This is a genomic window from Thalassolituus hydrocarboniclasticus, assembly GCF_025345565.1.
GTDB classification, from domain to species: domain Bacteria; phylum Pseudomonadota; class Gammaproteobacteria; order Pseudomonadales; family Oceanobacteraceae; genus Venatoribacter; species Venatoribacter hydrocarboniclasticus.
In genome coordinates this window covers 2,057,817-2,083,865 of record NZ_CP054475.1, presented here as the reverse complement: position 1 = coordinate 2,083,865, position 26,049 = coordinate 2,057,817, and the positions used below count along the sequence as shown (strand labels likewise).

General features: G+C 55.0%; 26 protein-coding genes. 17 read left to right on the top strand and 9 right to left on the bottom strand.

Going from position 1 to position 26,049, the window contains the following annotated elements; all coding sequences use genetic code 11:
* Window position 1: 1 nt before the first annotated feature.
* On the top strand, window positions 2-442 hold the full coding sequence (rnhA, locus tag HUF19_RS09180; RefSeq protein WP_225692649.1) for a ribonuclease HI: 441 nt from the start codon (window positions 2-4) through the stop codon (window positions 440-442).
* The gene (gene dnaQ, locus HUF19_RS09175) at window positions 439-1,137 is read left to right on the top strand and encodes a DNA polymerase III subunit epsilon (RefSeq protein ID WP_260996385.1); all 699 of its coding nucleotides are present in this window, start codon (window positions 439-441) and stop codon (window positions 1,135-1,137) included. The genes rnhA and dnaQ overlap by 4 nt, the downstream gene beginning before the upstream one ends.
* 31 nt (window positions 1,138-1,168) lie before the next feature.
* Here dnaQ and nhaB read toward each other — a convergent pair whose 3' ends face one another.
* Window positions 1,169-2,680, bottom strand: a complete 1,512-nt coding sequence (gene nhaB, locus HUF19_RS09170) for a sodium/proton antiporter NhaB (protein ID WP_260996384.1) — start codon at window positions 2,678-2,680, stop codon at window positions 1,169-1,171.
* 253 nt (window positions 2,681-2,933) lie between these two features.
* Here nhaB and HUF19_RS09165 point away from each other — a divergent pair, with 253 nt between their 5' ends.
* Together HUF19_RS09165 and HUF19_RS09160 are read left to right on the top strand one after the other, a co-directional pair.
* A complete protein-coding gene (locus HUF19_RS09165) occupies window positions 2,934-4,577 on the top strand; it encodes a FimL-related protein (protein ID WP_260996383.1) in 1,644 nt (547 codons plus the stop codon).
* Between the two features lies 1 nt (window position 4,578).
* A complete protein-coding gene (locus HUF19_RS09160; protein ID WP_260996382.1) occupies window positions 4,579-5,220 on the top strand; it encodes a hypothetical protein in 642 nt (213 codons plus the stop codon).
* Window positions 5,221-5,289: 69 nt separating this feature from the next.
* Here HUF19_RS09160 and HUF19_RS09155 read toward each other — a convergent pair whose 3' ends face one another.
* A complete protein-coding gene (locus HUF19_RS09155; RefSeq protein WP_145468542.1) occupies window positions 5,290-5,604 on the bottom strand; it encodes an SCP2 sterol-binding domain-containing protein in 315 nt (104 codons plus the stop codon).
* A 234-nt stretch (window positions 5,605-5,838) separates the two neighbouring features.
* Between HUF19_RS09155 and sohB the strand changes: the two genes are divergently transcribed.
* The 4 genes from sohB to HUF19_RS09135 all read left to right on the top strand — a co-directional run bounded on the left by sohB (window position 5,839) and on the right by HUF19_RS09135 (window position 9,204).
* Window positions 5,839-6,900, top strand: coding sequence for a protease SohB (gene sohB, locus HUF19_RS09150; RefSeq protein ID WP_260996381.1), 1,062 nt, complete (start codon window positions 5,839-5,841; stop codon window positions 6,898-6,900).
* 21 nt (window positions 6,901-6,921) lie between these two features.
* Complete coding sequence (locus tag HUF19_RS09145) at window positions 6,922-7,914, top strand: YhdH/YhfP family quinone oxidoreductase (protein ID WP_260996380.1); 993 nt, start codon at window positions 6,922-6,924, stop codon at window positions 7,912-7,914.
* Window positions 7,915-8,037: 123 nt separating this feature from the next.
* Window positions 8,038-8,751, top strand: coding sequence for a helix-turn-helix transcriptional regulator (locus HUF19_RS09140; RefSeq protein ID WP_260996379.1), 714 nt, complete (start codon window positions 8,038-8,040; stop codon window positions 8,749-8,751).
* A gap of 72 nt (window positions 8,752-8,823) precedes the next feature.
* Window positions 8,824-9,204: a VOC family protein gene (locus HUF19_RS09135; protein ID WP_260996378.1), complete on the top strand. Its 381-nt coding sequence runs from the start codon at window positions 8,824-8,826 to the stop codon at window positions 9,202-9,204.
* Between the two features lie 29 nt (window positions 9,205-9,233).
* Here the strand turns inward: HUF19_RS09135 and HUF19_RS09130 are convergent, their stop codons facing one another.
* From HUF19_RS09130 to metH, 6 genes are all read right to left on the bottom strand, one after another.
* The gene (locus HUF19_RS09130; protein WP_260996377.1) at window positions 9,234-10,394 is read right to left on the bottom strand and encodes a cation:proton antiporter domain-containing protein; all 1,161 of its coding nucleotides are present in this window, start codon (window positions 10,392-10,394) and stop codon (window positions 9,234-9,236) included.
* 106 nt (window positions 10,395-10,500) lie between these two features.
* Entirely contained in the window at window positions 10,501-10,989 is a 489-nt protein-coding gene (locus tag HUF19_RS09125; RefSeq protein WP_145468554.1) for a DUF934 domain-containing protein, read from the bottom strand.
* The gene (locus HUF19_RS09120; protein ID WP_260996376.1) at window positions 10,973-12,634 is read right to left on the bottom strand and encodes a nitrite/sulfite reductase; all 1,662 of its coding nucleotides are present in this window, start codon (window positions 12,632-12,634) and stop codon (window positions 10,973-10,975) included. The genes HUF19_RS09125 and HUF19_RS09120 overlap by 17 nt, the downstream gene beginning before the upstream one ends.
* 168 nt (window positions 12,635-12,802) lie before the next feature.
* Entirely contained in the window at window positions 12,803-13,594 is a 792-nt protein-coding gene (locus tag HUF19_RS09115; protein ID WP_260996375.1) for a glycerophosphodiester phosphodiesterase family protein, read from the bottom strand.
* Window positions 13,595-13,632: 38 nt separating this feature from the next.
* Window positions 13,633-14,991, bottom strand: coding sequence for an MATE family efflux transporter (locus HUF19_RS09110; RefSeq protein ID WP_260996374.1), 1,359 nt, complete (start codon window positions 14,989-14,991; stop codon window positions 13,633-13,635).
* Window positions 14,992-14,994: 3 nt separating this feature from the next.
* On the bottom strand, window positions 14,995-18,705 hold the full coding sequence (metH, locus tag HUF19_RS09105) for a methionine synthase (RefSeq protein ID WP_260996373.1): 3,711 nt from the start codon (window positions 18,703-18,705) through the stop codon (window positions 14,995-14,997).
* A 143-nt stretch (window positions 18,706-18,848) separates the two neighbouring features.
* Between metH and nfuA the strand changes: the two genes are divergently transcribed.
* The gene (gene nfuA / locus HUF19_RS09100) at window positions 18,849-19,439 is read left to right on the top strand and encodes a Fe-S biogenesis protein NfuA (protein WP_260996372.1); all 591 of its coding nucleotides are present in this window, start codon (window positions 18,849-18,851) and stop codon (window positions 19,437-19,439) included.
* A 70-nt stretch (window positions 19,440-19,509) separates the two neighbouring features.
* On the opposite strand, the gene HUF19_RS09095 is transcribed toward nfuA, so the two are convergent.
* Window positions 19,510-19,812 (bottom strand): PilZ domain-containing protein, encoded by a 303-nt coding sequence (locus tag HUF19_RS09095; RefSeq protein WP_260996371.1) that lies wholly within the window; start codon window positions 19,810-19,812, stop codon window positions 19,510-19,512.
* Window positions 19,813-20,070: 258 nt separating this feature from the next.
* Between HUF19_RS09095 and HUF19_RS09090 the strand changes: the two genes are divergently transcribed.
* From HUF19_RS09090 to HUF19_RS09055, 8 genes are all read left to right on the top strand, one after another.
* A complete protein-coding gene (locus HUF19_RS09090) occupies window positions 20,071-21,243 on the top strand; it encodes a PP2C family protein-serine/threonine phosphatase (RefSeq protein ID WP_260996370.1) in 1,173 nt (390 codons plus the stop codon).
* A complete protein-coding gene (locus tag HUF19_RS09085; RefSeq protein ID WP_260996369.1) occupies window positions 21,240-21,734 on the top strand; it encodes an STAS domain-containing protein in 495 nt (164 codons plus the stop codon). Before HUF19_RS09090 ends, HUF19_RS09085 begins: the two co-directional genes overlap by 4 nt.
* A gap of 36 nt (window positions 21,735-21,770) precedes the next feature.
* Entirely contained in the window at window positions 21,771-22,796 is a 1,026-nt protein-coding gene (locus HUF19_RS09080) for an NAD(P)H-dependent glycerol-3-phosphate dehydrogenase (RefSeq protein WP_260996368.1), read from the top strand.
* A gap of 47 nt (window positions 22,797-22,843) precedes the next feature.
* Entirely contained in the window at window positions 22,844-23,116 is a 273-nt protein-coding gene (locus tag HUF19_RS09075; protein ID WP_260996367.1) for a DUF4389 domain-containing protein, read from the top strand.
* 18 nt (window positions 23,117-23,134) lie between these two features.
* Window positions 23,135-23,599: a phosphohistidine phosphatase SixA gene (gene sixA / locus HUF19_RS09070; protein ID WP_260996366.1), complete on the top strand. Its 465-nt coding sequence runs from the start codon at window positions 23,135-23,137 to the stop codon at window positions 23,597-23,599.
* A gap of 97 nt (window positions 23,600-23,696) precedes the next feature.
* Complete coding sequence (locus tag HUF19_RS09065) at window positions 23,697-24,482, top strand: alpha/beta fold hydrolase (protein ID WP_260996365.1); 786 nt, start codon at window positions 23,697-23,699, stop codon at window positions 24,480-24,482.
* Complete coding sequence (locus tag HUF19_RS09060) at window positions 24,479-25,321, top strand: alpha/beta fold hydrolase (RefSeq protein WP_260996364.1); 843 nt, start codon at window positions 24,479-24,481, stop codon at window positions 25,319-25,321. The genes HUF19_RS09065 and HUF19_RS09060 overlap by 4 nt, the downstream gene beginning before the upstream one ends.
* Entirely contained in the window at window positions 25,318-26,043 is a 726-nt protein-coding gene (locus HUF19_RS09055) for a lipoprotein intramolecular transacylase Lit (RefSeq protein WP_260996363.1), read from the top strand. Before HUF19_RS09060 ends, HUF19_RS09055 begins: the two co-directional genes overlap by 4 nt.
* Window positions 26,044-26,049 lie beyond the last annotated feature (6 nt).

The window sequence follows — 26,049 nt, the reverse complement described above, 5'->3', positions numbered from 1 at the left end:
CATGACGGCGAAAGTCGAACTCTTTACCGATGGCGCCTGCAAAGGCAATCCTGGTCCCGGCGGCTGGGGCGCGCTGTTGCGCTACGGTGATATGGAGAAAGAACTCTTTGGTGGTGAGGCTGATACCACCAATAATCGCATGGAACTGATGGCTGCAATTGAAGGGCTCAAGGCACTGAAACGTCCGTGTCAGGTCATTCTCACCACGGACTCGCAGTATGTGATGAAGGGAATTAATGAATGGCTGGCCGGCTGGAAGAAAAAGGGCTGGCGTAATGCTGCCAAACAGCCGATCAAAAATCAGGATCTCTGGCAGCAGCTGGATGCTGAATGTCAGCGTCACCAGATCGAGTGGCGCTGGGTACGCGGTCATACCGGCCATGCAGAGAATGAACGGGCTGATCAGTTGGCTAATAAAGGTGTCGCCGGAGTAAAAGCATGAGACAGGTCGTACTGGATACTGAAACCACCGGTATTGGTGAGGGGCACCGTATTGTTGAAATCGGTTGTGTTGAGATTTTCGAGCGCAAGCTGACCGGGCGGCACTATCACGTTTATATCAATCCGCAGCGCGATATTGATCCCGAAGCTGCGGCGGTACACGGTATCACCAATGAATGGCTGATTGAGCAGGGAGCCCCGGTTTTCGCTCAGGTGGCGCAAGAATTCCGCGAGTTTATTGCCGGTTCGCAACTGGTGATCCATAACGCCGCGTTCGACGTGGGCATGATGGATGCTGAGTTCCGCCGCCTGAACTTATCCATGACCCGCGACTTCTGCGGTGTGCTGGATACGCTGAAAATGGCCCGGGATCTGCACCCCGGGGCACGTAACAGCCTTGATGCCTTGTGTAAGCGCTATGGCATCGATAACAGTCATCGCGACCTGCACGGCGCTTTGCTGGATGCTGAGATTCTGGCGGATGTCTATCTGACCATGACCGGCGGCCAGACTGCGCTGGCGTTAGCCGTTGAGGAAGAAAAAGAAGAGGAAGAAGTAGTGATCGATATTGCTGATATCGATCTGGATGCGGTTAATCAGCGTATCATCCGCGCCAGTGCTGAAGAGACTGCCGCGCATGAGAAGATGCTCGATCTGATCGATAAAAAAAGCGGCGGCGCCATCTGGCGCCGCTGATCATTACTTTGTGCTTTCCGGCTCTGGAGTCTCAGAGCCAGTGGGTTACCGCGATATAGCCAACACCGGTCATCACAATGGTGTAAGGCAGAGCCATAATTACCATACGTCCATAAGACAGACGGATCAGTGGAGCCAGTGCGGAAGTCAGCAGAAACAGGAACGCAGCCTGACCATTCGGGGTGGCAACGCTTGGCAGGTTGGTTCCGGTGTTGATTGCAGTGGCCAGCAGATCGAAGTGTTCACGGGTAATATCACCAGCAGTCAGGGCGGCTTTTACTTCCGAAATATAGACCGTTGCTACGAAAACATTATCACTGATCATCGACAGTACGCCGTTGGCGAGAAAGAACACGCCCGGCTGCGCGGCGGTTGATACGTTATCGGTATTCAGAATCCAGGTAATGATCGGCGTGAACAGATGCTGAGCATGGATAACACCAACGATCGAGAAAAACACCACCAGCAGTGCGGTAAATGGCAGGGCCTCTTCAAAGGCCTTACCCAGCTGATGCTCTTCGATGATGCCGTTAAAAGCGGTCAGTAATACGATCACCAGTAAACCTATCAGGCCAACTTCTGCCAGATGCAGAGCCAGGCCAATAACCAGAAATACAGCAACCAGCCCCTGCACCCAGAGCTGAGCAACGCGCTTCTGGGTCATGTGTTGCTTCTGTTCCTCATTGAAGTTTTCCAGAATGCCGCGCACGTCATCGGGAAGTTTTGCGCCGTAACCGAACCAGCTCATTTTCTCCAGCAGCAGGCAGGTTAAAAGACCCGCAGCCAGAACCGGCATGGTAACCGGCGCCATCATGGTAAAAAACTCGCCAAACTCCCATCCGGCAACTTTGGCGATCAGCAGATTCTGCGGTTCACCTACCAGGGTGCAAACGCCGCCGAGTGCGGTACCGACAGCACCATGCATCATCAGGCTGCGCAAAAATGCGCGGAAGCTTTCCAGATCCTGGCGGTGTTGCTCTTTCAGTTCGTCATCGTTGCCATGGTCGTGGTCGGTGTTGAAATTTTTGCCGCTCGCGACCTTGTGATAAACACTGTAAAAGCCAACCGATACGCTGATCAGAACCGCCGTGACGGTCAGGGCATCGAGGAAGGCAGACAGGATGGCGGCGACAACACAGAACAGAAAGGACAGCGCCATTTTGGAGCGTACGCCAAGCAGAATCTTGGTGAATACGAACAGCAGCAGATCTTTCATAAAGTAAATGCCGGCCACCATAAACATCAGCAGCAAAATGACCGGGAAGTTAGCCAGCGTCTCTTCATAGACAATTTCGGGGCTGGCCATGCCGAGCAGAATAGATTCAATCGCCAGTAAGCCGCCTGGCTGTAACGGATAACATTTCAGCGCCATGGCCAGAGTGAAAATAAATTCTACGATCAGAATCCAGCCGGTGATGTAAGGGCCGAGGACGTAAAGAAAGACAACGTTGAGCGCCAGAAAGGCCAGAATCGTTTTTTTGTACCAGAGCGGAGCATTACCGAGAAAATTACTGACAAAAGCAGCGGGCAGGGAGGACTGCATGGTGGATTCCTTTTGATCAGGCCGGGGATAGGCGACGGCAATTTAATGGGTTTTCAATTATTTGCAACTCATCCTTGATGTAAGCAGTACATATTGAGCCGTTGAAACCAAAGCTGACCCCGTTTGTCTGAATTGCCGGGTGAGTTTTCCTCGTCTGATTATAGTTGAAGGGCAAGGCTTTGCTGAAAACGCTTCGCGCTTTGCTGTTATAGTCGTTAGAATCCACAGATCACAACAAAGAATGACGCTGGCAATGGCTGATATATCGACAGGAAGTGAAATCACACAATTTGCTGCCTCACTGAATCTGGTGAAGGCAGAGATTGCCAATGCACTGGATCAGGCTGCTGCGCAGCTTGATGTTTATTCAGAGCATGGGAACACCGATAACCTGCGGGCCTTTCTTGAAGAGGTGCAGCAGGTTCGTGGCACCTTTAAAATGCTGGACTTCCGGGCAGGAGAGCGCCTGTGTGAGGAGTTGTCGGAAACCGGTCGGGTTGTACGCAACCAGACGGTGGCCGAATCCACTCTGGCTGCTTTTACCCAGGCCATTGTTTTTCTTAAGCGCTATGTCGACTTCGTTGTCAGTGGTGACCCGGTCGCACCGAGTCTGTTGCTGCCAACAATCAATCTGGTACGGAAAGAACGTCACGAGAAGCCGTTACCGGAAGCTTACTTCTTTCTGGTTAACCTGCGTCCGAAGTTAACCACGCCCGCGGCGGAAGCCGGTGCGGCCAGTTTTCCTTATCGCCGTGCGCGTCAGCTGTATCAGCTGGGGTTAATCGGTCTGATGCGTGGCAACGGGCGCCGTGGTCCGTTACAGGTGATGCTGCGGGCGGTACGTCGTTTTGAACGCGCCAGTCGTGGTGGTGCTGCCTGGATGTTCTGGCGTGTGGTCAGTGGCGCCCTTGATGCCTTATCGCAGGATGCATTTGAAATGACGCCGCAGCGTTTGCTGCTGCTCGGTACGCTGGATCGTCAGGTGCGCAAAATCCAGGATACCGAAGGTAAGGCGTTTAACGAAAAACTGCCTGACTGGTTGCTGAAAGAATTCCTTTATCTTGTCGCTCTGGCTGAGCCGGAAACCGAATTGCTGCAGACCTTGCAGCAGGAGTTTCATATTGACCGCAGCATCAAAGAAAAACAGCTGGCGGTGTCGCGGGCTAAATTATCCGGCCCTGATCAGTCAGCACTGGAGTCTCTGTCGGATGCTTTGCAGGAAGAGCTGCAATCGGTAAAAGATCTGGCCGATCTGTTTGAACGTACGGATGTTAGTGAAGCTAACTTTGACGAGTTGGTTTCATCGCTGGCGCGTATTGGTGACACCCTGCAGATAGCCAATCTGGCTGAAGCCGCGGAGCGTACGGGACGCCTGTGTCAGCGCCTGCGTGCGGCGGGCCCGAAAGGGGTGCTGGCTGATATGGCCTTTATTGCCGATGAAATCATTCATATCGAACAGGCCATGCGGGCACTGACACACAAAGGGCTGGAAAAGGACTCACTGGTTGATCCGGTCAGTCTCAGCGAGGCCAAAATTGCCGTATTGTCCGAATCCATGACTGCTCTGACTATGATCAAGCGGGCGATTGGTGCTTATCTTGATTCCAGTGGCGACAAGCTGCACGTACGCAATGTTGGTAAAAGCCTGATTGATGTGGCCGGTGCCATGATGTTTCTGGAGAAAGAGCCGGTATACAACATGCTGCTTGATCTGGATACCTTTGTAACCAAACAGGTTCTGGAAGAAGACCTGCCACCGTCAGAAGCCAAAATGGAGGCTTTTGCTGATGCGATTACGGCGATCGAGTATTTTCTTGATTCCCTGAATGGGCAATCCGCCGGAGCGGAAGAAGCGTTACAGCTGGCCAGAGAAAGCATTGCGCATCTGAGGAACTAACATGCTGCAGGGAAGCATCACGGGTCTGACCCTCGTCTTCATATTGATTGCCGTTGCCATCATTGTCGTTCTCTGGTGGGGGCGGGACTGGTTTGTTCAGTGGCTGAAAGGGACTGTGGGTCTGGTTCTGCTGATCAGCAGTATTATTGCTGTCTTTATGCTGGTTGATGTCTGGAGTTACAGGCAACTGCTTAAAGAGGAGCCGCTGGTCAGTGTCAGCGTTTATCAGCTGGATGATCAGGTCTTTGATCTGACTCTGGTAGACACTGACAATAAAGAACGCCGCTTTAAAATCCTCGGCGATCAGTGGCAGCTGGATGTGCGCTTACTGGTCTGGAATGGGCCTTTGGCCGCGCTGGGTGCAACCCCTTTATACCGGCTGGATCGTTTGTCCGGGCGTTATCTCTCGCTGGAACAGGAGCGTACAGCTGAGCGCAGTGTGTACAGTCTGGCGGAATCACGCTGGTTTGATCTTTGGGATTCCCTGCGTCATCACAAGCTCTGGCTGGATGCACAGTTCGGTAGTGCCGTATATATGCCGCTGGTGAATGGCGCGGTTTACTCCGTGCAGCTCAGCCCTAAAGGATTAATCGCACGGCCGCTGAATGATGTGGCAGAGCAGGCTCTGGAAGGTGAGTGGTAGATTCAGATTCACCTGACTGCAGGCATAAAAAAAGCGACCGGATGGTCGCTTTTTTTATGCTGTCAGCAATTAAGCAGGGAAGAATTCGCCCAGCTTGGTTGCCAGCATCATGTCGCCTTCAACGCGCAGTTGACCAGACATGAAAGCCTGCATGCCGTCAGTCTCACCAGAAGCGATACCAGCGAAGGTTTCGGTGTTCATGATCAGAGTAACGTTAGCGTCATCGTTTGCACCTTCAGCAACAGCACAAGTGCCATCTTTAACGATCAGGTGGTAGGTTTCGCCATCTTCAATGTTGAATTGGAAGATCAGGTCAACACCGGCAGCAGCCGCGGCGTTGAACTTGCTGTTCATGGTTTCGATGATTTCTGCAACAGATGCCATAACGGTTTCCTTATTATTGCTACAAAAGACAGGAGATCTGCTGATGGGTGATGCGCATATCAGCATCCTGTCAGGACTTTGTCTTACGTCAGACCGCACAACTCTATGGGCTGGCAATGCGGGTGTCAACGAAAAATCATACGATTGTTTGAAACGCACAAAGTGCGCTTACTTGTACGCGTCTGCCATTCAGTTATGCTTGCGGACTATTTTAAATTCATTAAGGAACAAAGCGTGGAATTCCTGGCAGAGTACGGAGCTTTTCTGTTGAAGGCGGTCACCGTTGTGGTGGCCATTCTGGTGGTCGTTGGGGGCGTGGTTTCTATCGGCATGCGTAACCGCCGTTCAGAGGACGGCGAGCTGGTTGTGAAGAAGCTCAATGATGAGCTCGATAACCACAAAGAAGATCTTGAGTATGCGCTGTATTCGAAAGAAGAACTGAAGGCGCTGGAAAAAGACAAGAAGAAAGAAGAAAAAGCCAAAGAGAAGGCAGAAAAGAAACGCATTAAAGACGGCATAGAAAACACCGAAAAGCGCAAGCGCGTGTATGTACTCGATTTTGATGGGGATATCCAGGCCAGTCAGGTTGAGCTGCTGCGTCAGGAGATTACGGCGGTGCTGACCATGGCCACCGGCGACGATGAGATTGTTGTCCGTCTGGAAAGTGGCGGTGGCATGGTGCATACCTATGGTCTGGGCGCGTCACAACTGAAGCGTATCCGTGATCGCGGTATCCCGCTGACGGTCTGTGTCGATAAAGTCGCTGCCAGTGGTGGCTATATGATGGCGTGTCTGGCCAATCGCATCATTGCCGCGCCCTTTGCCATTGTTGGTTCTATTGGTGTGGTCGCTCAGTTGCCTAACTTCAACCGTTTGCTGAAAAAGCACGATGTTGATTACGAGCTGTTCACTGCCGGTGAATACAAGCGTACGGTGACCATGTTTGGCCACAACTCAGCAAAAGCCAAAGATAAGTTCCAGTCTGACCTGGAAGATACCCACGAGCTGTTCAAGCAGCACGTGAAACACAGCCGTCCACGCATCGATATCGAAGCTGTGGCGACCGGCGATATCTGGTACGGGCAGCAGGCCTTGGATCATCGTCTTATTGATGACGTTGGCACGAGCGATGATTATCTGGTTGCTGCATGCGCTAATTCTGATGTTTACAGCGTACGTTATGAACATAAAAAATCGCTGCAGGAAAAGCTGGGACTTGCGGTCCAGAAGGGTGCCGAAGGCGCCTTTACCCGCCTGCTGACCCTGCTTAATAAGCAACAGCAAACCAAAGGCTGAAGCCTGAAATAAGGAGTAACTATGACTTTTCTCGCATACCGGGTAGAAGAAACCGAACAGGGCATGAAAGCCGACTGGCAGACTCTGAGCGATGACGATCTGCCCGCAGGGGATGTGCTGATTGACGTGGCTTACTCCTCGGTCAATTACAAAGATGCGCTGTCCGCCAGTGGTAATAAAGGTGTGACCCGTGCTTACCCGCATACCCCGGGCATTGATGTTGCCGGTACTGTGCTGGCCAGTAACGACCCGCAGTTCAAGGTGGGCGATGAGGTTGTCGTGTTTGGCTACGATCTGGGGATGAACACCGCCGGTGGTTTTGGCCAGCACGTTCGTGTGCCGGCTGGCTGGGTGCTGCATAAGCCGCAGACACTGAGCATGGCGGAAAGTATGGCCTGGGGCACCGCTGGTTTTACGGCTGCCCTGAGCCTGCAAAAACTGGAGCGTGCCGGTATCCGTCCGGACGCAGGCCCTGTCGTCGTGACCGGTGCAACCGGTGGTGTGGGTTCGGTAGCGGTGGCGCTGCTCGCCGCTCAGGGGTATGAGGTTGTGGCGCTGTCTGGTAAGCCTGAGCAGGAAGCTTTTCTCAAAGGTCTGGGAGCAAACCGGGTTATCGGCCGCGATGAGGTGCTGGCACTGAAGGGTAAGGCGATGGCCAAGCCACTGTATCAGGCCGCCATTGATACCGTTGGCGGTGATCTGGTCTCCGCGCTGATTCCGCAGATTCAGCCTGAAGGGGCGGTAACGACCTGCGGCATGATTGCCGGTGTGAAAATTGAAGCCAGTGTGTTTCCGTTTATTCTGCGCGGCGTCAGCCTGTTGGGTGTGGACTCGGTTGAAATCCCGTTGGCCGACAAACAGGCCGTCGTAAATAAGGTTGCTGACGCCTGGCGCCTGCCACAGCTCGAAACTATGACCACCGAGATTGGCCGTGCCGAATTGCCGGCTGTACTGGCGGCAATACTTGCAGGACAGGGTGTTGGTCGTTACCGGGTAAACCTGAAGCGCGATTGATTTTCTGGTCGCTGTAGATAAAAGCCCCGCCATGCGGGGCTTTTTTTTATGTCTGCGCTCCGGTTTCTGGTTTATATGCTGCCATTATCTGGCAGTATGGCGTTTTTACCGGCCGGACATTGTATGAGCCGCTCTCAACGTTTGCTTGATCTTATCCAGTTGCTGCGCAGCTACCGCTTTCCCGTATCAGGCGCAGAACTGGCGGAGCGGCTGGGTATCTCATTGCGCACGCTTTATCGCGATATCGCCACACTGCAGCAGCAGGGAGCGAATATCGAGGGGGAGGCCGGCGTTGGCTATATGCTCAGGCCCGGTTTTATGTTGCCGCCGCTGATGTTCAGTGAAGAAGAACTGGAAGCGCTGGTTCTGGGTATGCGCTGGGTTGCGGGCCGTACCGACAGGCAAATGGCGGTTGCAGCCAGCAGTGCACTGAGCCGGATTGCAGCGGTACTGCCACAGGATTTACGCGATGCTCTGGACGCCAATGCGCTGCTGGTCGGGCCGGCCGCTGAGCGCATGGAAGACAGTGTCGATGTCGCCACCCTGCGCCGGGCGATCCGCAGCGGGCATAAAGTGAATATCGATTACCGCGATCAGAACGGCCAGCAGTCGCAGCGGCTGATCTGGCCTTTTGCGCTGGGATATTTTGATCGTGTACGGGTGCTGGTTGCCTGGTGTGAGATGCGCGAAGATTTCCGCCATTTCCGTACCGACCGGATTCTGGCGCTGACACCACTGGAGGAGCGCTACCCGCGCCGGCGTCAGCAGTTGCTGGCACAGTGGCGCAGAGTTACCGGAGTGCCTGCGCAGGCAATTCACACTACTGACAAAAACTGACAGCAGGGTTTTATATTCTGTACGGGTTGGGGCAGGAGCCCCGGATCATCCAACACGCACAGGAATATCCTTATGTTAAACCCGAACCTTGTCATCCTTTACGTTAATGATGCCCGTCGCAGCACCGATTTTTACACCGGGCTGCTTGATTGCGTACCGGTTGAGGCCACGGAAGACTTTGCTTTGTTTGCCCTGAATCCGGCATTTCGTCTTGGGGTCTGGGCGCGCAGTGACGTACAGCCGAAAGTCGGCGGTACGCAGCTTTCAGGTGGCGGAGAAATCGCCATTCCGGTGGCCGATGCTGCTCAGGTAGATGCACTGTATGCCGATTGGTCAGCGCGGCAGATTGCGCTGGCACAGGCGCCGGTCATGATGGATTTTGGTTATACCTTTACCGTGCTGGACCCGGATGGCCATCGTTTACGTGTCTATGCGCCTGCTATGCGCAACTGAACCTAGATGCGGCGGCCATCGGGCGGCGCTTAATCCCGCCGCAGCTTATCGCTGACAGCAATGGGATTGGGCAGACTGAACACCACGATGTAGCTTGAAATGACAAAGGTCAGAATGGCCGTTGCCTGAATCAGTAATGAGCCCTGTTCACTGAGCAGGGCGCTTTGCACGGCGACAAAGCCAATCAGCAGCGAAAACTCACTGATCTGACCGAGGCGCAGACCGACATCCCAGGCCAGTTCGCGCCGTTCGCTGAAGCGTCCCAGCAACAGACGGAAGCTAACCGGCTTAAGTACCAGAACCAGCAGCGCCAGCAGCATGGCGGGCAGGGCGACATCGGCCAGCAGTTGCAGATTGAAGCGCGCGCCCAGGGCAAAGAAAAACATCACCAGAAAGAAATCCCGCAACGGCTTCAGGCTGATAGCAATAAACTGCGCTATCGGACTGGTGGCGAGGGTAACGCCGGCGATAAAAGCACCAATTTCATGGGTCAGGCCAACCAGTTTGGCACCTTCCGCTACAGCCAGGCACCAGCCGATGGCCAGAATAAACAGGTATTCGTGGTAGCGGTCGAAACGCACTATCAATGGCAGCAGAACGCCTTTAACCAGAAGGTAGCAGGCGGCAGCAAGCAGGGGCAGCGCAACAAAGGGCTGCCAGACCGGCATGCTGCTGCCGCCTTCGAGCACGCCGAGCAGAATCAGTACCAGAATGGCCAGCATATCCTGAATCAGCAGCAGGCCGATCATCAGTTCGCCGATGTGTTTATGGTGCAGAACTGTGGTGGGCAGCAGTTTAAGTCCGATAATGGTGCTGGAAAACATCATCGCCAGGCCGATGATGATGCTGTCCATGGTGCTGAACCCAAAGGCCTGAGTCAGGCCAAAGCCCGCCGCAAAAAACACCAGCGAACTGGCCAGCGCCACCAGCATCGCTTTACGCAACATTGCCAGCAGAGCAGATGGCTGCATATCCAGACCCAGCAGAAACAGCAGAAAAATAATGCCGATATCGGCCATGTCGGCCAGTTCATCCGGGTGTTCAATCCAGCCCATGCCAAAAGGGCCAACGATGGCGCCGAGGGCAATATAAGCAATCAGTAATGGCTGGCGGGTAAAAAGTGCGAAGGTTGCCAGGACCAGGGCGCCGGCAAAGACGAGAAAAAACGAAAAAACGATATCTTGTGGCATGAATAGTCCCCGGGTTCAGCCATAAGGGTAAGGCAGGGGGCGGGGATGTGCCATGCCCCCGGCGCAGAATCTGACATTGTCAGCACTGCGCGGGGGCCGGAAAGAACTAGCGGCGACGGAACAGCGGGCGCTGATCGTTAACGTCGTTCTGATAGCAGACGGTGAAGGTCGCGAACGCAGCCAGAGCGTCGTTGAGGTCCTGATCGTCGCGCAGAGCAAAGCTGTTGAAACCGCAGCGGTTCATAAAGAACAGCTGGTCGATCAGTACGTCACCGACAGAACGCAGTTCGCCTTTAAAGCCATGACGTTCACGCAGCAGGCGGGCGGTGCTGTAACCACGGCCGTCGCTGAATTTCGGGAAGTTCACAGCAATCAGCACAAACTGACGGCAATCATCGCCAATCAGGTCGGCGGTTTCATCGCTGTTCAGCAGCAGGCCGATTTTACCGGCCTGGGCCAGCGGCAGCAGGGCAGCCGCGTTTTCCTGCCAGCGCTTGAGGCTGATGATGCCGTAGTCAGCGATGATGGCATCGTCTTCGATCAGGTGCCATTCGTCGTTGCTGACGAGCTGGCCTTGTTTAATGAGCTGGGCCATAGATCGCCTCCTTGAATGGGTCATGACCGATACGACGGTAGGTTTCGAGGAAGGTTTCACCTTCGCTGCGCTTGGCGACATAGAAGTCGAGAATCTTGGCGATGATGTCCGGCATCTGATCGCGGGCGAAAGATGGCCCAAGGATCTTGCCCAGTGACGTGTTCTCGCCAGCGTTGCCGCCGAGAGAGATCTGATAGAACTCTTCGCCTTTCTTATCGACACCCAGTACGCCGATATTACCAACGTGGTGGTGACCACAGGCGTTCATACAACCGGAAATGTTCAGGTCGATTTCACCCAGATCGTGCAGATAATCCAGATCATCGAAGCGCAGCTGAATGGCTTCGGCAACCGGAATGGACTTGGCGTTGGCCAGGGCACAGAAATCGCCGCCCGGGCAGCAGATCATATCGGTCAGCAGACCCAGAGTCGGCGTGGCCAGACCCAGCGCTTTGGCTTCCTGCCACAGGGCAAACAGTTCGCTCTGCTCAACATCGGCCAGTACCAGATTCTGCTGGTGTGTAGAGCGGATTTCACCAAAGCTGTATTTGTCGGCCAGCATGGCGATCTGATCCATCTGCTCTGCCGTTACATCACCCGGAGGTGTGCCTTTCTGCTTCAGTGTCAGGGTCACGATGGCGTAACCGGCCTGCTTGTGGGCGCGCACGTTACGCTGCAGCCAGCGGGCAAAGGCGGCATTTTCAGCGCGGGCTGAGGTCAGCTCGGCAGGTTCATCGCTCAGTGCTTTGTAGGCCGGGTCGGTGAAGTGTTTCTTCACGCGTTCCAGTTCGGCAGCGGTCAGCTTGCTGTCACCGTTTTTAATGCGTTCCCATTCGGCTTCAACCAGCTCAGCCATACGCTCAACACCCAGTGCTTTCACCAGAATCTTGATACGGGCTTTGTACTTGTTATCGCGGCGACCAAACTGGTTGTACACACGGATAACCGCATCGAGATAGGTCAGCAGGTCTTCTTCCGGCAGGAAGCTGCGGATTTCTTCACCCACGATCGGCGTACGGCCCAGGCCACCACCAACCAGAATGCGATAGCCGATCTGGCCTTCAGCATTGCGGATAATGTTCACGCCAATGTCGTGTACCTGAATAGCAGCACGGTCGGCGCCGGGCACCGCGTTCACGGCAATTTTGAACTTACGCGGCAGGAAGGCGAATTCCGGGTGGAAGGTCGACCACTGACGGATAATTTCACAGTACGGACGCGGATCAACGGTCTCTTCCGCAATCACCCCGGCGTATTCGTCGGTGGTGGTGTTACGGATACAGTTGCCGCTGGTCTGCACGGCGTGCATCTGAACTTCAGCCAGATCGGCCAGAATCTGTGGGCACTGCTCCAGTTTCGGCCAGTTGAACTGTACGTTCTGACGGGTCGAGAAGTGGGCGTAGCCTTTATCATATTCACGCGCGACACGGGCCAGAGCACGCATCTGGGCCGAGTTCATCTGACCGTAAGGCACAGCAACCCGCAGCATAGGTGCATAGCGCTGCACATAGATGCCGTTTTGCAGACGCAGTGGCAGGAACTCGTCTTCGGCGATTTTGCCGGCGAGATAGCGCTCCATTTGCCCCTTAAACTGGGCAACGCGCTCATTCAGCAGTTGCTGATCGTACTCATCGTATACGTACATAAAAAACCGGTTGCTAACCTGTGGTTATTAGAAAAGTCGTTATGGCGGCGAACGATAGCAGAGCTTGTATATTCTTAAAATTAATATTTATCTATATACAAATAACCGTTTGATCTAGCAGCGGTTGGCTGACTGCGGCATTCCGGCGCCGTATTTTTCACTGCTGTATCAGTGGCTGACACTGCCGCCGCGGGCATTGCCCAGTGCCTGCTCTAAGACCTGCGGCAGATCGGTAAAGACACCGTCGACACCGGCCTGCAGCAGGCGCTGGGCGGTGTCCGCATCATTCACGGTAAACACCAGCATATGGTAGCCCGCCTCGCGGATGGCACTCACCTGTGCGGCATCGAAAAATTCTTTGGCGAAATGCAGCCCGGCGCAGTCGGCTTCCTCCAGACGATGCTGCCAGTCGGCCGGAATGGCTTCGACGTTCAGTGCGCGGGTGATATGTGGCATATGCCGGCGCGCAGACTGCAGGGCGTGGATGCTGAAGCTGCTGAGTAGCAGTGGCTGCTCAAAGTGAACCTGCTGTAAGGCTTTATGAATGGCCCAGACGGTTTCCGGCTCGCGCCCAATGGTCGGTTTAATCTCGAGATTGAGCCCCAGCTCCAGATGATTGGCCAGCACCAGCAATTCCGACAAAGTCAGGATCTGTTCGCCACGATACTGCTCAGCAAACCAGCTACCGACATCGAGCTGCTTCAGCTCCGCCAGACGCTTCTGAATCACCAGTCCGTCACCGTCTGAGCAGCGCTTAAGATCGGCGTCGTGGTGAATTACGGCAATGCCATCGGCAGAAATGGTGACATCAACTTCAGCCCAGCGTGCTCCCTGACGCGCCGCCAGCTCAATGGCTGCGCGGGTATTTTCCGGCGCATGGCCGCTGGCACCGCGATGGGCAATGACCGGGCTTATCTCTTCGTAGGCATCAGGGCTGGAAAAAGGAATCATGGTAGGCATGGCTGGACTCGGTGTGATTGATCCGGAGTTGATGATCGTTAAATAGAAATATGAGCCCAGCGGCGGGAGCGCCAGATCAGGCCATAAATCAGCGACAACGTAATACGTTGGCCGCCCTGAAGCAACCAGATTCCCAACAGACCGAAGCCCGCGACAGGCCCTGCCAGAAAGGCCAGCGGCAGCAGTATGCCCCATTGCATCAGCAGGTTAATGTGCATCACCTGACGGCTGGCGCCGGCGCCCAGCAGTGCCTGGGTCAGCACCATGGCGGTGACTTCAAATACGATATTGATGCCGGTAATGCGCAGTGGCCAGAGTCCCAGCTCAATCAGGTGTTGCTCCGGAGTAAACAGGCGCAGCACCAGCTCGGGGAATAGCCATAAAGGCAGGCCGAGCAGGGCCATCATCAGCATGGCCACCCGTACCACCTCCCAGCCCCAGCGGTAAGCGTCATCGCGGTCACCACGTCCCAGCGCATGACCAACCAAACTGGTGGAAGCAATGCCGAGCCCCACGGCTGGCAGAATCAGCAGCAGCGCGAGGCTGATCAGAATATGGCCGATGGCCTGCTCCTGGGTGCCGACCTGACCGATGATCCAGAACAGCACACTGACACCAAGGGCGAACAGTGTTTGCTGGGCCGAGTTGGGCAGGGCGAGGCGCATCACGCTCAGAATAGTGCCGCGGCGGGTGCGGTTACGGCCATGGAAGCGCTGACGGTGACGGGTAAAGGTCTGCCAGAAATACAGCGCGCAGCCAAAGAACAGGGCGATGGTGGTGCCGATGCCGGAACCGACGGCGCCCAGTCCCTGCCAGCTGCCAACGCCAAAGATCAGCAGATAGCTGACACCGACGTTCACCAGATGCATTACCAGCAGTGCCTGCAGATAGGTTTTGCCTTCTCCTATGCCATTCCAGAAACCACGGAAGACAAAGTTCATGCCGACGGCAACGGTGGCCAGTGTGCGCCATTCAAAATAAGGCACTGCAATATCAAGGACTTGCTGATCGGAATTAAAGAGCGGAATCAGGTAGGGCGCGATCAGAACAAACAGCAGCGTAAGCGGCAGGCTGATGGCGAGGGCGAGGAGAAGACCGGCGATTAAGGGTTCGAACAGACGCTCATGTTCACCGGCGCCGAAGCGTCTGGCGACCAGTGCCTGCACGCCGGCGGATAATCCCATCACCATCGACACGGTAATAAAAGTAGCGTAACCACCAACGCCAACACCGGCGAGGGCAGCATCGCCGAGGCGCCCGACCATGGCCGCATCGACCAGATTGATCAGACTCTGTGACAGCATGCCGCCGATAATCGGCACGCCGATGGTAAGGATGCGCAGCAGCCGCTGCGGTTCAATCCGCAGCAGGCTGCTTAACGGCTGCAGCCAGTTCACAACTCAGCGGTCGTAGCTGAGGTTGGGCGCCAGCCAGCGCTCCATCTGCTCCAGATCCATTCCTTTACGGGCGGCAATATCCGTTACCTGATCTTTATCGATCTTGCCCAGACCAAAGTATTTGGCATCCGGATGGGATAAATACCAGCCGCTGACTGAGGCCGCCGGGGTCATGGCGAAGTTTTCGGTCAGGCTGACACCGGTATTGGCTTCGGCATTAAGCAGGCGGAACAGGCTGGTTTTCTCGGTGTGATCCGGGCAGGCCGGGTAGCCAGGGGCAGGGCGGATGCCCTTGTACTGTTCTTTAATCAGCTCTTCATTGCTCAGCTGCTCATCGCTGGCGTAGCCCCACAACTCCTTACGCACAATTTCATGCAGGCGTTCGGCAAAGGCTTCGGCCAGACGGTCGGCCAGTGCCTTGATCAGGATGCTGTTGTAATCATCGTGTGCTGCGTCGTAATCGTTGGCCAGTTTTTCGGCTTCGATACCGGCGGTGACCACGAAAGCGCCCATGTAGTCATCGACACTGCCTTCCGGCGCTACAAAGTCAGCCAGCGAGTAGTTAGGCTGGTCGTTGGGCTTATCGGTCTGCTGACGCAGCTGATGCAGTACCGCCAGCTCAGCGCTGCGGTCTTCATTAAATACCGCAATATCGTCCGCACCGCGGCGCTGGGCAGGCCACAGGCCAACCACGCCACGGGCATTAAAGAGCTTTTCATCGATGATGCGGTTCAGCATGGCCTGGGCATCTTTGAACAGGGCAGTGGCGGCTTCACCGACCACTTCGTCCTGCAGAATACGCGGGTATTTGCCGGCCAGTTCCCAGGACATAAAGAACGGTGTCCAGTCGATGTATTTGGCCAGATCGGCAATGTCGAAGTCTTCGTAAACGGTGATGCCCAGCTTGTTCGGTTTAGGTGGCTGGTAGTTATCCCAGTCGCCCTGATAAGCGTTGGCGCAGGCCTGTTCGTAAGTCAGCAGGGCCTTGGCTTTACGGTTGGCATTGCGGATACGCACGGCTTCGTATTCGTCGCGGCGCTCGGCAATAAACTCGGCTTTGGCGGCCGGAGTCACCAGCTTCTGTGCCACGCCAACGGCGCGGGACGCATCGGCAACATAAACGGCGATGTCGTTTTTGTACTGCGGCTCAATTTTTACCGCGGTGTGCGCCTTGGACGTTGTGGCGCCACCAATCATCAGCGGCAGATGGAAGTCGAGACGCTGCATCTCGCGCGCCACATGCACCATTTCATCCAGCGACGGGGTAATCAGACCCGACAAACCGATGATGTCGACGTTCTCTTCTTTGGCAACCTTCAGAATTTTCTCCGCCGGCACCATCACGCCGAGGTCGATCACTTCGAAGTTATTACACTGCAGCACCACGCCAACGATGTTCTTACCGATGTCGTGCACGTCGCCTTTAACGGTGGCCATCAGGATCTTGCCCTGGGTTTCCGACTTGCCGTTTTTCTCGGCTTCGATAAAGGGCAGCAGATAGGCCACGGCCTGCTTCATAACGCGGGCGCTTTTTACTACCTGCGGCAGGAACATCTTGCCCGAGCCAAACAGGTCGCCGACCACGTTCATGCCGTCCATCAGCGGACCTTCGATCACTTCGATCGGACGGGCAAAGCCTTTGCGGGCTTCTTCGGTGTCTTCTTCAACGTAAGCGTTGATGCCTTTTACCAGAGCGTGGGTCAGACGCTCGCGCACCGGCAGGCTGCGCCACTCTTCCGTTTCTTTTTCCTGCACACTGCCGTCGCCACGGTATTTCTCGGCGATTTCCAGCATGCGGTCGGTACCGTCGGCGCGGCGGTTGAGGATTACATCTTCAACGCGCTCTTTCAGTTCCGCCGGCAGGTCGTCGTATACCGCCAGCTGACCGGCGTTGACGATGCCCATGCTCATGCCGTTCTGAATGGCGTGATAGAGGAATACGGAGTGAATGGCTTCACGTACCGGCTCGTTACCGCGGAAAGAGAACGACACGTTGGAGACGCCGCCGGAAATCTTGGCGTGCGGCAGATTCTCGGTGATGTACTTACAGCTGTTGATGAAATCAACGGCGTAGTTGTTGTGTTCTTCGATACCGGTAGCGACAGCGAAGATGTTCGGGTCGAAGATGATGTCTTCCGGCGGGAAGCCGACTTTATCGACCAGAACGCGGTAAGAGCGCTCGCAGATTTCGTTCTTGCGCGCTTCGGTATCGGCCTGGCCGTCTTCGTCAAAGGCCATGACCACCACGGCGGCGCCATAACGCAGGCAGCGCTTGGCTTTGGCGATAAATTCTTCTTCGCCTTCTTTCAGGCTGATGGAGTTCACCACCGCCTTGCCCTGAATGCACTTCAGGCCGGCTTCGATGATTTCCCACTTGGAGGAGTCGACCATGATCGGCACCCGGGCGATATCCGGCTCGGAGGCGATCAGGTTGAGGTAGCGCACCATGGCCGCCTGGGAGTCGAGCATCCCTTCGTCCATGTTGATATCGATGATCTGGGCGCCGCTCTCGACCTGCTGGCGGGCAATCTCCAGCGCTTCGTCATAGTTTTCTTCGATAATCAGACGCTTGAACTTAGCCGAGCCGGTGACGTTGGCGCGCTCGCCGACGTTCACAAACAGGCTGTCTTCGTCAAAGTTGAACGGCTCCAGACCCGCCAGGCGACAGGCAGGTTTGATGTCCGGCAGGGTGCGTGGCGCGTGTTTGGCCACCGCTTCGGCAACGGCTTTGATGTGCGCGGGGGTCGTGCCGCAGCAGCCGCCGACAATGTTCAGGAAGCCGGAGGCGGCAAATTCTTCGACGATCACGGCCATTTCGGCAGCGGACTGGTCGTATTCACCAAACTCGTTCGGCAGACCGGCATTCGGGTGGGCCGAGACAAAGGTGCTGACTTTCTTCGACAGCTCTTCAATGTGTGGGCGCAGTTCTTCGGCGCCCAGTGCACAGTTCAGACCGACCGACAGCGGACGGGCGTGAGCAACCGAGTTCCAGAAGGCTTCTGCGGTCTGGCCCGACAGGGTGCGGCCGGAAGCGTCGGTGATGGTGCCGGAAATCATGATTGGCAGCTCTTCGCCACGCTGTTCGAACACTTCCTGCGCAGCAAAAATCGCGGCTTTGGCGTTCAGGGTGTCGAAGATGGTTTCGATCAGAATAATGTCGGCGCCACCGTCCATCAGAGCGTGGGTCGCTTCCACATATTCTTCCACCAGCTGATCAAAGCTGATGGCACGGTAGCCGGGATCGTTTACATCCGGGGAGATCGAAGCGGTTTTGCTGGTCGGCCCAAGTACGCCGGCAACGTAGCGCGGAATACCGGTGTCACGCTCGACTTCGTCGGCCACGCGGCGGGCGAGAGCAGCCGCTTCGCGGTTCAGCTCCGGTACCAGATCTTCCATCTGATAATCGGCCTGGGAGACGCGGGTGGAGTTGAAGGTGTTGGTTTCAACGATGTCAGCACCGGCCAGATAATACTGCTTATGAATGCCGGCAATGATGTCCGGCTGAGTCAGTACCAGCAGGTCATTATTGCCTTTGACATCCTGTGTGATGTCAGCAAAACGGCTGCCGCGGTAATCTTTTTCTTCCAGCATGTGCGACTGAATCAGTGTGCCCATGCCGCCGTCCAGAATATGGATACGCTGCTTCAGGTTGTCTTTCAGGCGGGCGATCCGCTGTTGGCGGATGGCGGTAAGGGAAGAGGTAGTCTGACTCATAAATCTCTGATGTCTTAAACCGGAAAAATGGCGCCGGATTGTATCAGAGGTGGAAACGCTTGTCTTATCCAACCATTTTACTGGGGTATTTCACCGGACAGTGCCATTCGTTACAATGGCCGCACTTGATAGAGGTAAAGACTATGACAACCTATGTAACCATCACCCCGGATGCTGAAGATTACCTGGCGCAATTGCTGGAGAAGCAGAATGTTGAGGGGATGGCTGTTCGAGTGTTTATTACCCAGCCCGGTACTAAATATGCCGAAACCTGCCTGGCCTACTGCCGTCCGGAAGAGGTGCACAGCACCGATCTGCTGCAGGCGATGGATAAGCTGCGGGTGTTCGTCGAAGCGATGAGTGTTCCTTATCTGGAGGAATCGATCATCGATTTCGCCAAAGATCGCATGGGTGGCCAGCTGACCATCAAGGCGCCGAATGCGAAGATGCCTAAGGTAACTGCCGACAGTCCGGTGGAAGAGCGCATCAACTATTTGCTGTATACCGAAATCAATCCGGGTCTGGCAGCACATGGTGGTGATGTCAGTCTGGTTGAGCTGACCGAAGATGGCGTGGCCGTGCTTAAGTTTGGTGGCGGCTGTCAGGGCTGCAGTGCGGTGGATATGACCCTGAAAGATGGGGTTGAAGCGTCACTGGTTGCCAAGATTCCGGAAGTAAGAGCGGTGCGTGACGTGACCGATCATACTCAGGCTGATAACGCTTATTTCAAATAAAGCATAAGCATCTTGCCTGATACAAAAAAGCCAGCATCTTGCTGGCTTTTTTGTTGCTGCTGTCTGTGCTTCAGAGAAAAGAGTCGATGGTCGCGCCTATGCGGTAACTGTCATTTCCTGCTTCCTCAACCCGGCAGATGGTTACCTGCGCTTCGAGTGGTGTGGTGTAGCCGCCGCCGCTGGATACCGTCAGGCGCCCGCTTATGCCCGCTGGGATAGCTTCAAAATGCTGCAACTGCACACCACTGCTGCTGAGGTCCAGGCAGGTCAGGTCGTAGCTGCTGCCATCGTTGAGGGTCAGGGTTGCCGGAGCGGATACCTGCATGCGGATAAAATTCCGTTTTTCTTGGTAGTTTCTCGCCAGACTGGACATGGTTTTTCTCCTTATTAGAGTCTGTCCGATGCTAGCGTGGTGGCTAAATTTTGTACATTGAGAAAAATTCAGCATTCGCTGCACCATAAGCGCCCTCAGCTAATAATTTGCGGCCAATAAAATAGCCGCATTCAGGCGCTGTTGCAGGAAGTTGACCACCTGTCAGGTTTTTTGCCAGACGTCTGAGCTTTAGGGATTGCAAGGGGGGGCAGATGACGTTAGTGTTCGCCCCAATTGAGCGTATGCCGGGAGCTACAGATGGCCGCGAGTGTGCTGGTCATTGACGATGATTCGACTGTTCGGGATAGCATGGTTGCCTTTCTGGATGACTGTGACTATCAGGTGTTGTCTGCCGCCTGCGGCCTTGAAGCTTTGCAGCTTCTTGCGGAACACAGCGTGGATGCCGTTGTCTGTGATCTCAAAATGCCGGGTCTGCATGGCATTGAGCTGATTGAAAAACTGAAGCAACAGCAGCCTTTACTGCCGGTCATTGTCGTCTCTGGCGCCGGAGTAATGGACGATGTGGTCAGGGCTCTGCGTCTGGGGGCGGATGATTACCTCGTTAAGCCCATTCTCGATATGGAAGTGTTGCATCACGCCCTGAAAAAATCCCTGCAACGCGCTCAGCTCGAGGCTGATAACAATGCCTATCGCGAGCATCTGGAAAAAACCAATACTGAACTGAAGCGCGGGCTGGATGAGCTGCGCAATGATCAGCTGGCGGGGCGTCAGGCGCAGCTGCGTATGCTGCCCGAGCCGGTGCTGCTGGATGGTATTCGCTGTGATCATAAAATTATTCCTTCGCTGCTGCTCAGTGGCGACTTCCTGGATTACTTCGAACTGGATGACAACCGGCTGGTGTTTTATATCGCCGATGTCTCAGGCCATGGTGCGTCGTCTGCGTTCGTGACGGTGTTGCTGAAAAACCTGACTTACCGCCTGCGCCGCAACCTGCAGCGTGGATCCAGTGATGATCTGCTGCATCCGTCACAGGTCTTGGCACGTATCAATTCAGAGTTGCTGGCTTCTGAGCTTGAGAAACACCTGACCATGTTTTACGGCGTAATCGATACTGAAACCCTGATGCTGGAGTACAGCGTCGGTGGACACTTCCCGATGCCGGTGCTGCTGCATGGCGATTCGGCTGAATATCTGACCGGACGGGGCATGCCGGTGGGTATGTTTCGCGAAGCTGAGTATCAGAACTATCAGCGGCAACTGCCGGAGCCTTTCAGTCTGTTGCTGTTTTCTGACGGGATACTGGAAATCATGGCGGAACCGACCTTGAATGATAAAGAAGCCTTGTTATTACAGGTGGCGGCAGAAAGTCGCGGCGATCTTGAGCAAATCTGTGAGCGGCTGGGGGTCAGAAACTTCCCCGAAGTTCCGGATGATATTGCGATGGTTGCCATTGGCCGGGGTGCGTTATGACTTCAGGTAAAGTGCAGGTAGCCTTTTGCAAAGGCATTCATGTGATCCGTCTGATTGGTGATGTGCGTCTTAACCTGTGCTCGGCACTGGAGCATTACCTTGACGATATCCTTGCCAATCCGGATTTCGACAGTGTCGTGGTGGATCTTTCGCTGGCTGAAGGCGTTGACAGTACAACGCTGGGTCAGATTGCCAAGATCTCTATTATCTGCCGCGAACGTTTTGGCATCACGCCAACGATCTCCAGTCCGAATCCGGGCATTACCCGGATACTGCTCAGCATGGGCTTTGATCAGGTTTTCCATATTATTAATGAACCTTTCCCGGATGAAGCCGATTTTCGTGAGTGGGCAGCGGATGCTGTTGATGAAGACAAGGCCCGGGAGCAGGTGATTTCTGCTCATCGGGTTCTGATGAGTCTCAATGATAAAAATAAAGATGCGTTCCGGGAGCTGGTTGATTCACTTGAATCGGACCGGTTCCATTCTTAACAGCTGATATTTATTCTGCGAATCCAAGGGGGCTAAGTGGTCATCCAGAAGGCGGCCGTAATCGGCGGTGGCAGCTTTGGCACAGTAGTGGCCAATATTCTTGCCGACAATCAAATACACACCGTGCAGTGGATGCGCAACGATGAGGTTGCCCGCTGCATCAATGAGCAGCACAGCAATCCTCAGTACCTGCCGGGTGTCAGTCTTAACCCGTCACTGACAGCAACCACTGATCTGCTCGAGGCCGTTCGCGGCGCGGAAGTGATCTTTGTTTCCGTGCCGAGCAAATCGGTACGTGAAGTGGTGTCATCATTTGCTGCTGAGCTGACGCCGGATCAGGCTCTGGTCAGTACCACTAAAGGTATTGAACCGGACGGTTTCCTGCTGATGAGTCAGGTACTGGCGGAAATTTGTCCGGATAATCCGGTCGGCGTGCTCAGTGGCCCTAACCTGGCCAAAGAAATTGCTAAACGCGAGCTGGCGGCTACTGTTATTGCCAGTGAAAACAGTGACTTACGACGCAATATTCAGGAAGCGCTGAGCTGCCCTTACTTTCGTGTTTACGCCTCCAACGACCTGTATGGGGTCGAGTTGAGCGGGGCACTGAAGAATATATACGCCATTGTGTCCGGTTTCGTCGCCGCCCTTGGTATGGGCGAAAATACCCGCAGCATGATTATTACCCGCTCACTGGCTGAAATGAGTCGCTTTGCTGTAGCGCTGGGGGCCAACCCGCTGACATTCCTTGGTCTGGCCGGTGTGGGCGATCTGGTGGTGACCTGTACATCACCACTGAGCCGAAATTACCGGGTTGGTTATGCCATTGGTCAGGGTAAAAGTCTGGCTGAAGCCGTCGACGAGCTGGGCGAAGTGGCAGAAGGTGTAAATACCTTGCGTTATGTCAGGGCAAAAGCGCAGGAATTGAGTATTTATATGCCCCTGGTGATGGGCGCTTACGAGGTATTGTTCAATGCGGCCGATCCCAGGGTGGTTGCGCAGGGTCTGATGACCGGAGAGCATGCCTCGGATGTAGAGTTTGCTTTGCCGCGTTGCGAAATATAAGCGGCTCCGGTTGTTGTTACTGCGTAATTTTATTCATGAGGTCAGAAATGAACGATTTTAAAGAAAATGTCACATCCGATGCGTTCTGGTTGAAAACGCTCTACATCATCGGATTTTTCATCGTTTACCGTGTGCTGGATCTGCTGCTGCTGCTGATTACTCTGGTGCAGTGGGTTTTTCGTCTGGTATCCGGCGAACCGAATGCGTCGCTGACGGAGTTCGGCCAGGCTTTGGGTGAGTATGTGAAGCAGATCATTCACTACCTGTCCGGAGCCAGCGATGAAAAGCCTTTTCCATTTCAGGACTGGCCCAACAGTTAACAATAAGGCTTTTGCCGAGTGAAAATCTGTATCGTTCGTCATGGTTCTGCGGTCAGCGGGGCTGTTCAGGACCAGAATCGCGGCCTGACCGACAGGGGTGTTGGTCAGGCCGCAGGTGCCGGCCGCTGGCTGGCGCAACAACGCTTCAATAACCCCCGCATTCTGGTCAGCCCTTTTCTGCGTGCGCAGCAAACGGCGCAGGCTATTGCCGATAGTCTGAAACTGCCGCTGGAAGTCATGCCACATCTGGTGCCGGACGGTGATGTCCGGCAAGTGCTGAATGATCTGGCGACTCAGGAACAGGATCTTATCCTTGTCTCGCACTTGCCTCTGGTAGGTCATCTGGCTGCCATGCTGGTTGATGGCCAGCTGTATGATCAGCCCTGGTCGCCGGCTGAATGCTGGATTCTGCAGGGCGATCTGGCGGCAGCCGCTTGTATGAGCGTTGCTGCTGTCTGGTATCCGGTGCTGGACGGTCTCTGATTGCACTTCCGCCGTTATCCTGTGATAACGGCCGGATTCCCCCTTGTGTTGTTTCTCTCATAGCTTTAGCGTTGCCTCTTTTTTATTGCGCCAGCCTATGAAAGACATTCTCCATTTTTCCCATGCCAATGGTTTCCCGGCCGGTACTTACCGGGTGTTGTTTGAGTCTTTATCCGCCCATTACGATGTGCGCAGTATTGACCGTATCGGCCACAATCCGCATTACCCGGTCACCGATAACTGGCGCCATCTGGAAGCTGAGCTGATTCACTACTTTGAGCATCACTACAAACAACCGGTGATTGCGGTAGGGCATTCGCTGGGTGGGTTGCTCAGCCTGATGGTGGCGGTAAAGCGCCCGGATCTGGTCAAGGCCCTGATTATGCTCGATTCCCCCGCGCTATCGCCGCTGGAGGCTAATGGCCTGCGGCTGGTTAAACGTCTTGGATTGGTTGATAAAGTCACACCGGCCGGACGTACCGATGGCCGGCGCAGCGAGTGGTCTTCGACAGCAGAAGCCATTGAGTATTTTCGCGGCAAGTCGTTGTTGCGCTATTTCGATGAGCGTTGCCTGAAGGATTATGTGCAAAGCGGAACTGAGCCCACAGCGAATGGCGTCGCTTTGCGCTTCGATCCGGATATCGAAATGAAAATTTACCGTACGGTACCGCATAATCTGCGTGTCCGTTCCGGGCTTGCGGTACCGGGTGCTGCGATTGGCGGAGAACACAGCAAGGTGTTCCGGCGCTTGAATGGTGCCTATATGCAGAGTCGCCTCGGTATGAAAGTGCGCTGGCTACCGGGCAGTCATATGTTTCCGCTGGAACGACCGGAGCAGACGGCGGCGGTTATTCATCAGTTGTTAGGAGAGTTATTGGGATGACGTCCATTGAGTGGCCATGCCGTTACGGGGTTTTACGCGGATTACAGTGGGGTGATAAGAGCCTGCCTAAGGTGCTGGCTTTGCACGGCTGGCTGGATAATGCGGCAAGCTTTTCGCGTCTGGCGCCATTGCTGCAGAACGTCTGCGTCCTTGCTCCTGACCTGCCGGGACACGGTCATTCCGACTGGCTGGGCGAGGGCGCCGATTATGCGATCTGGTCGTCGCTGGAGCCGTTGTACGATCTGCTGCAGACGCTTAATGAACCTGTGCATCTGCTCGGACATTCGATGGGCTCAGCGGTCGGGATGCTGCTGGCCGGAGCTTTTCCGGACAAGATTGCTTCTTATGTCGCTCTGGACGCGCTGGGACCGCTGACGACGCCGCCGGCTCAGGCGCCGGAGCAGCTGGCTAAAGCCATTATGGCACCGCTAAAAACCGCCGCTTTGAAAGTCCACGCGGGGCCCGAGGAGGCGCTGGCGGCCAGGGTGCGGCAGAACCCGGAGTTGAGCCCGGAGTGCATCTGGCCGGTGGTTGAACGTAACCTGCAATCACTGGAAGGCGGTGTCGGCTGGCGTACCGATGGGCGCCTGCGGGCGATATCAAAGGTGCGCCTGAGCGAAGCGCAGATCGAAGCCTTTATGGCTGCGATGAATATGCCTGCTCTGGTGTTGCGTGCCGAACAGGGGCTGATTCCCCGGGCGATGTTTGATCTGCGTATTAAACACCTGCCGTTGGCCACGCTGGAAGAATTTCCGGGGCATCATCACTTGCATCTGGAAGAGAGTACGGTTGCGGCGCTGGCGACACGGATTAACCGTTTCTGGCAGGAGCACTCATGAAAAGAATACAGGGGCTTTGGTTTCTGGCGTTGCTGGGCGGCTTTATCAGCTGTCTGGCACTGGGCTGGCTGGTTCAGGCCAAACAGAATTACAGCTATGACTTCTGGTATGACTGGTACGATATCGGGGCGCATATCGAGCGCTTTGGCCCACAAAACCGCTATATCGCCGGACTGGAACAGCTGGATAAGGCTGAGCATATGCGTCTGTTTGATGAAATCAGTGTTGCGGTGCACTCACAGGGACGCGGACTGGCGGATATTCAGTTTGAGCATAATGATCAGGCCGTGGGGCTGCTGCGCCGGGCGGAAATAATTCACTTGCAGGATGTTGCTAATCTGATTGATGCAATCTCAGTTGCTTCCTGGGTTATTGCCCTGATAACACTGTTTTTGCTGATTGCTTTGCTATGGCTGCGTACAGCACCGCTGTGGAAACAGCAGTTATTCTGGCTGCTGGGGGCTTTGCTGGTAACCGGATTTGCGGTGCTGATTATTGGTCCCAAAGAGGTGTTTTATCAGCTGCATGTGTGGATTTTTCCGGATAATCATCAGTGGTTTTTTTACTATCAGGAGTCGCTGATGAGCACACTGATGAAAGCGCCTGTGCTGTTCGGCGGCATTGCTTTGGCGATTATTGCTGGCGGGGTGCTGTTTTTTGCATTGTTTGTATTATTGCTGCGCTGGGGTCTGAGATTCCGCTCAGGGGTTGTGCCTGCCTGAGCGGAA

Excerpts from the sequence above, each read along its gene's own strand:
- rnhA (WP_225692649.1), top strand. The coding sequence starts at position 2 with ATGACGGCGAAAGTCGAACTCTTTACCGATGGCGCCTGCAAAGGCAAT.
- dnaQ (WP_260996385.1), top strand. The coding sequence starts at position 439 with ATGAGACAGGTCGTACTGGATACTGAAACCACCGGTATTGGTGAGGGG.
- nhaB (WP_260996384.1), bottom strand. The coding sequence starts at position 2,680 with ATGCAGTCCTCCCTGCCCGCTGCTTTTGTCAGTAATTTTCTCGGTAAT.
- HUF19_RS09165 (WP_260996383.1), top strand. The coding sequence starts at position 2,934 with ATGGCTGATATATCGACAGGAAGTGAAATCACACAATTTGCTGCCTCA.
- HUF19_RS09160 (WP_260996382.1), top strand. The coding sequence starts at position 4,579 with ATGCTGCAGGGAAGCATCACGGGTCTGACCCTCGTCTTCATATTGATT.
- HUF19_RS09155 (WP_145468542.1), bottom strand. The coding sequence starts at position 5,604 with ATGGCATCTGTTGCAGAAATCATCGAAACCATGAACAGCAAGTTCAAC.
- HUF19_RS09145 (WP_260996380.1), top strand. The coding sequence starts at position 6,922 with ATGACTTTTCTCGCATACCGGGTAGAAGAAACCGAACAGGGCATGAAA.
- HUF19_RS09140 (WP_260996379.1), top strand. The coding sequence starts at position 8,038 with ATGAGCCGCTCTCAACGTTTGCTTGATCTTATCCAGTTGCTGCGCAGC.
- HUF19_RS09135 (WP_260996378.1), top strand. The coding sequence starts at position 8,824 with ATGTTAAACCCGAACCTTGTCATCCTTTACGTTAATGATGCCCGTCGC.
- HUF19_RS09130 (WP_260996377.1), bottom strand. The coding sequence starts at position 10,394 with ATGCCACAAGATATCGTTTTTTCGTTTTTTCTCGTCTTTGCCGGCGCC.
- HUF19_RS09125 (WP_145468554.1), bottom strand. The coding sequence starts at position 10,989 with ATGGCCCAGCTCATTAAACAAGGCCAGCTCGTCAGCAACGACGAATGG.
- HUF19_RS09120 (WP_260996376.1), bottom strand. The coding sequence starts at position 12,634 with ATGTACGTATACGATGAGTACGATCAGCAACTGCTGAATGAGCGCGTT.
- HUF19_RS09115 (WP_260996375.1), bottom strand. The coding sequence starts at position 13,594 with ATGCCTACCATGATTCCTTTTTCCAGCCCTGATGCCTACGAAGAGATA.
- metH (WP_260996373.1), bottom strand. The coding sequence starts at position 18,705 with ATGAGTCAGACTACCTCTTCCCTTACCGCCATCCGCCAACAGCGGATC.
- nfuA (WP_260996372.1), top strand. The coding sequence starts at position 18,849 with ATGACAACCTATGTAACCATCACCCCGGATGCTGAAGATTACCTGGCG.
- HUF19_RS09095 (WP_260996371.1), bottom strand. The coding sequence starts at position 19,812 with ATGTCCAGTCTGGCGAGAAACTACCAAGAAAAACGGAATTTTATCCGC.
- HUF19_RS09090 (WP_260996370.1), top strand. The coding sequence starts at position 20,071 with ATGGCCGCGAGTGTGCTGGTCATTGACGATGATTCGACTGTTCGGGAT.
- HUF19_RS09085 (WP_260996369.1), top strand. The coding sequence starts at position 21,240 with ATGACTTCAGGTAAAGTGCAGGTAGCCTTTTGCAAAGGCATTCATGTG.
- HUF19_RS09075 (WP_260996367.1), top strand. The coding sequence starts at position 22,844 with ATGAACGATTTTAAAGAAAATGTCACATCCGATGCGTTCTGGTTGAAA.
- HUF19_RS09065 (WP_260996365.1), top strand. The coding sequence starts at position 23,697 with ATGAAAGACATTCTCCATTTTTCCCATGCCAATGGTTTCCCGGCCGGT.
- HUF19_RS09060 (WP_260996364.1), top strand. The coding sequence starts at position 24,479 with ATGACGTCCATTGAGTGGCCATGCCGTTACGGGGTTTTACGCGGATTA.
- HUF19_RS09055 (WP_260996363.1), top strand. The coding sequence starts at position 25,318 with ATGAAAAGAATACAGGGGCTTTGGTTTCTGGCGTTGCTGGGCGGCTTT.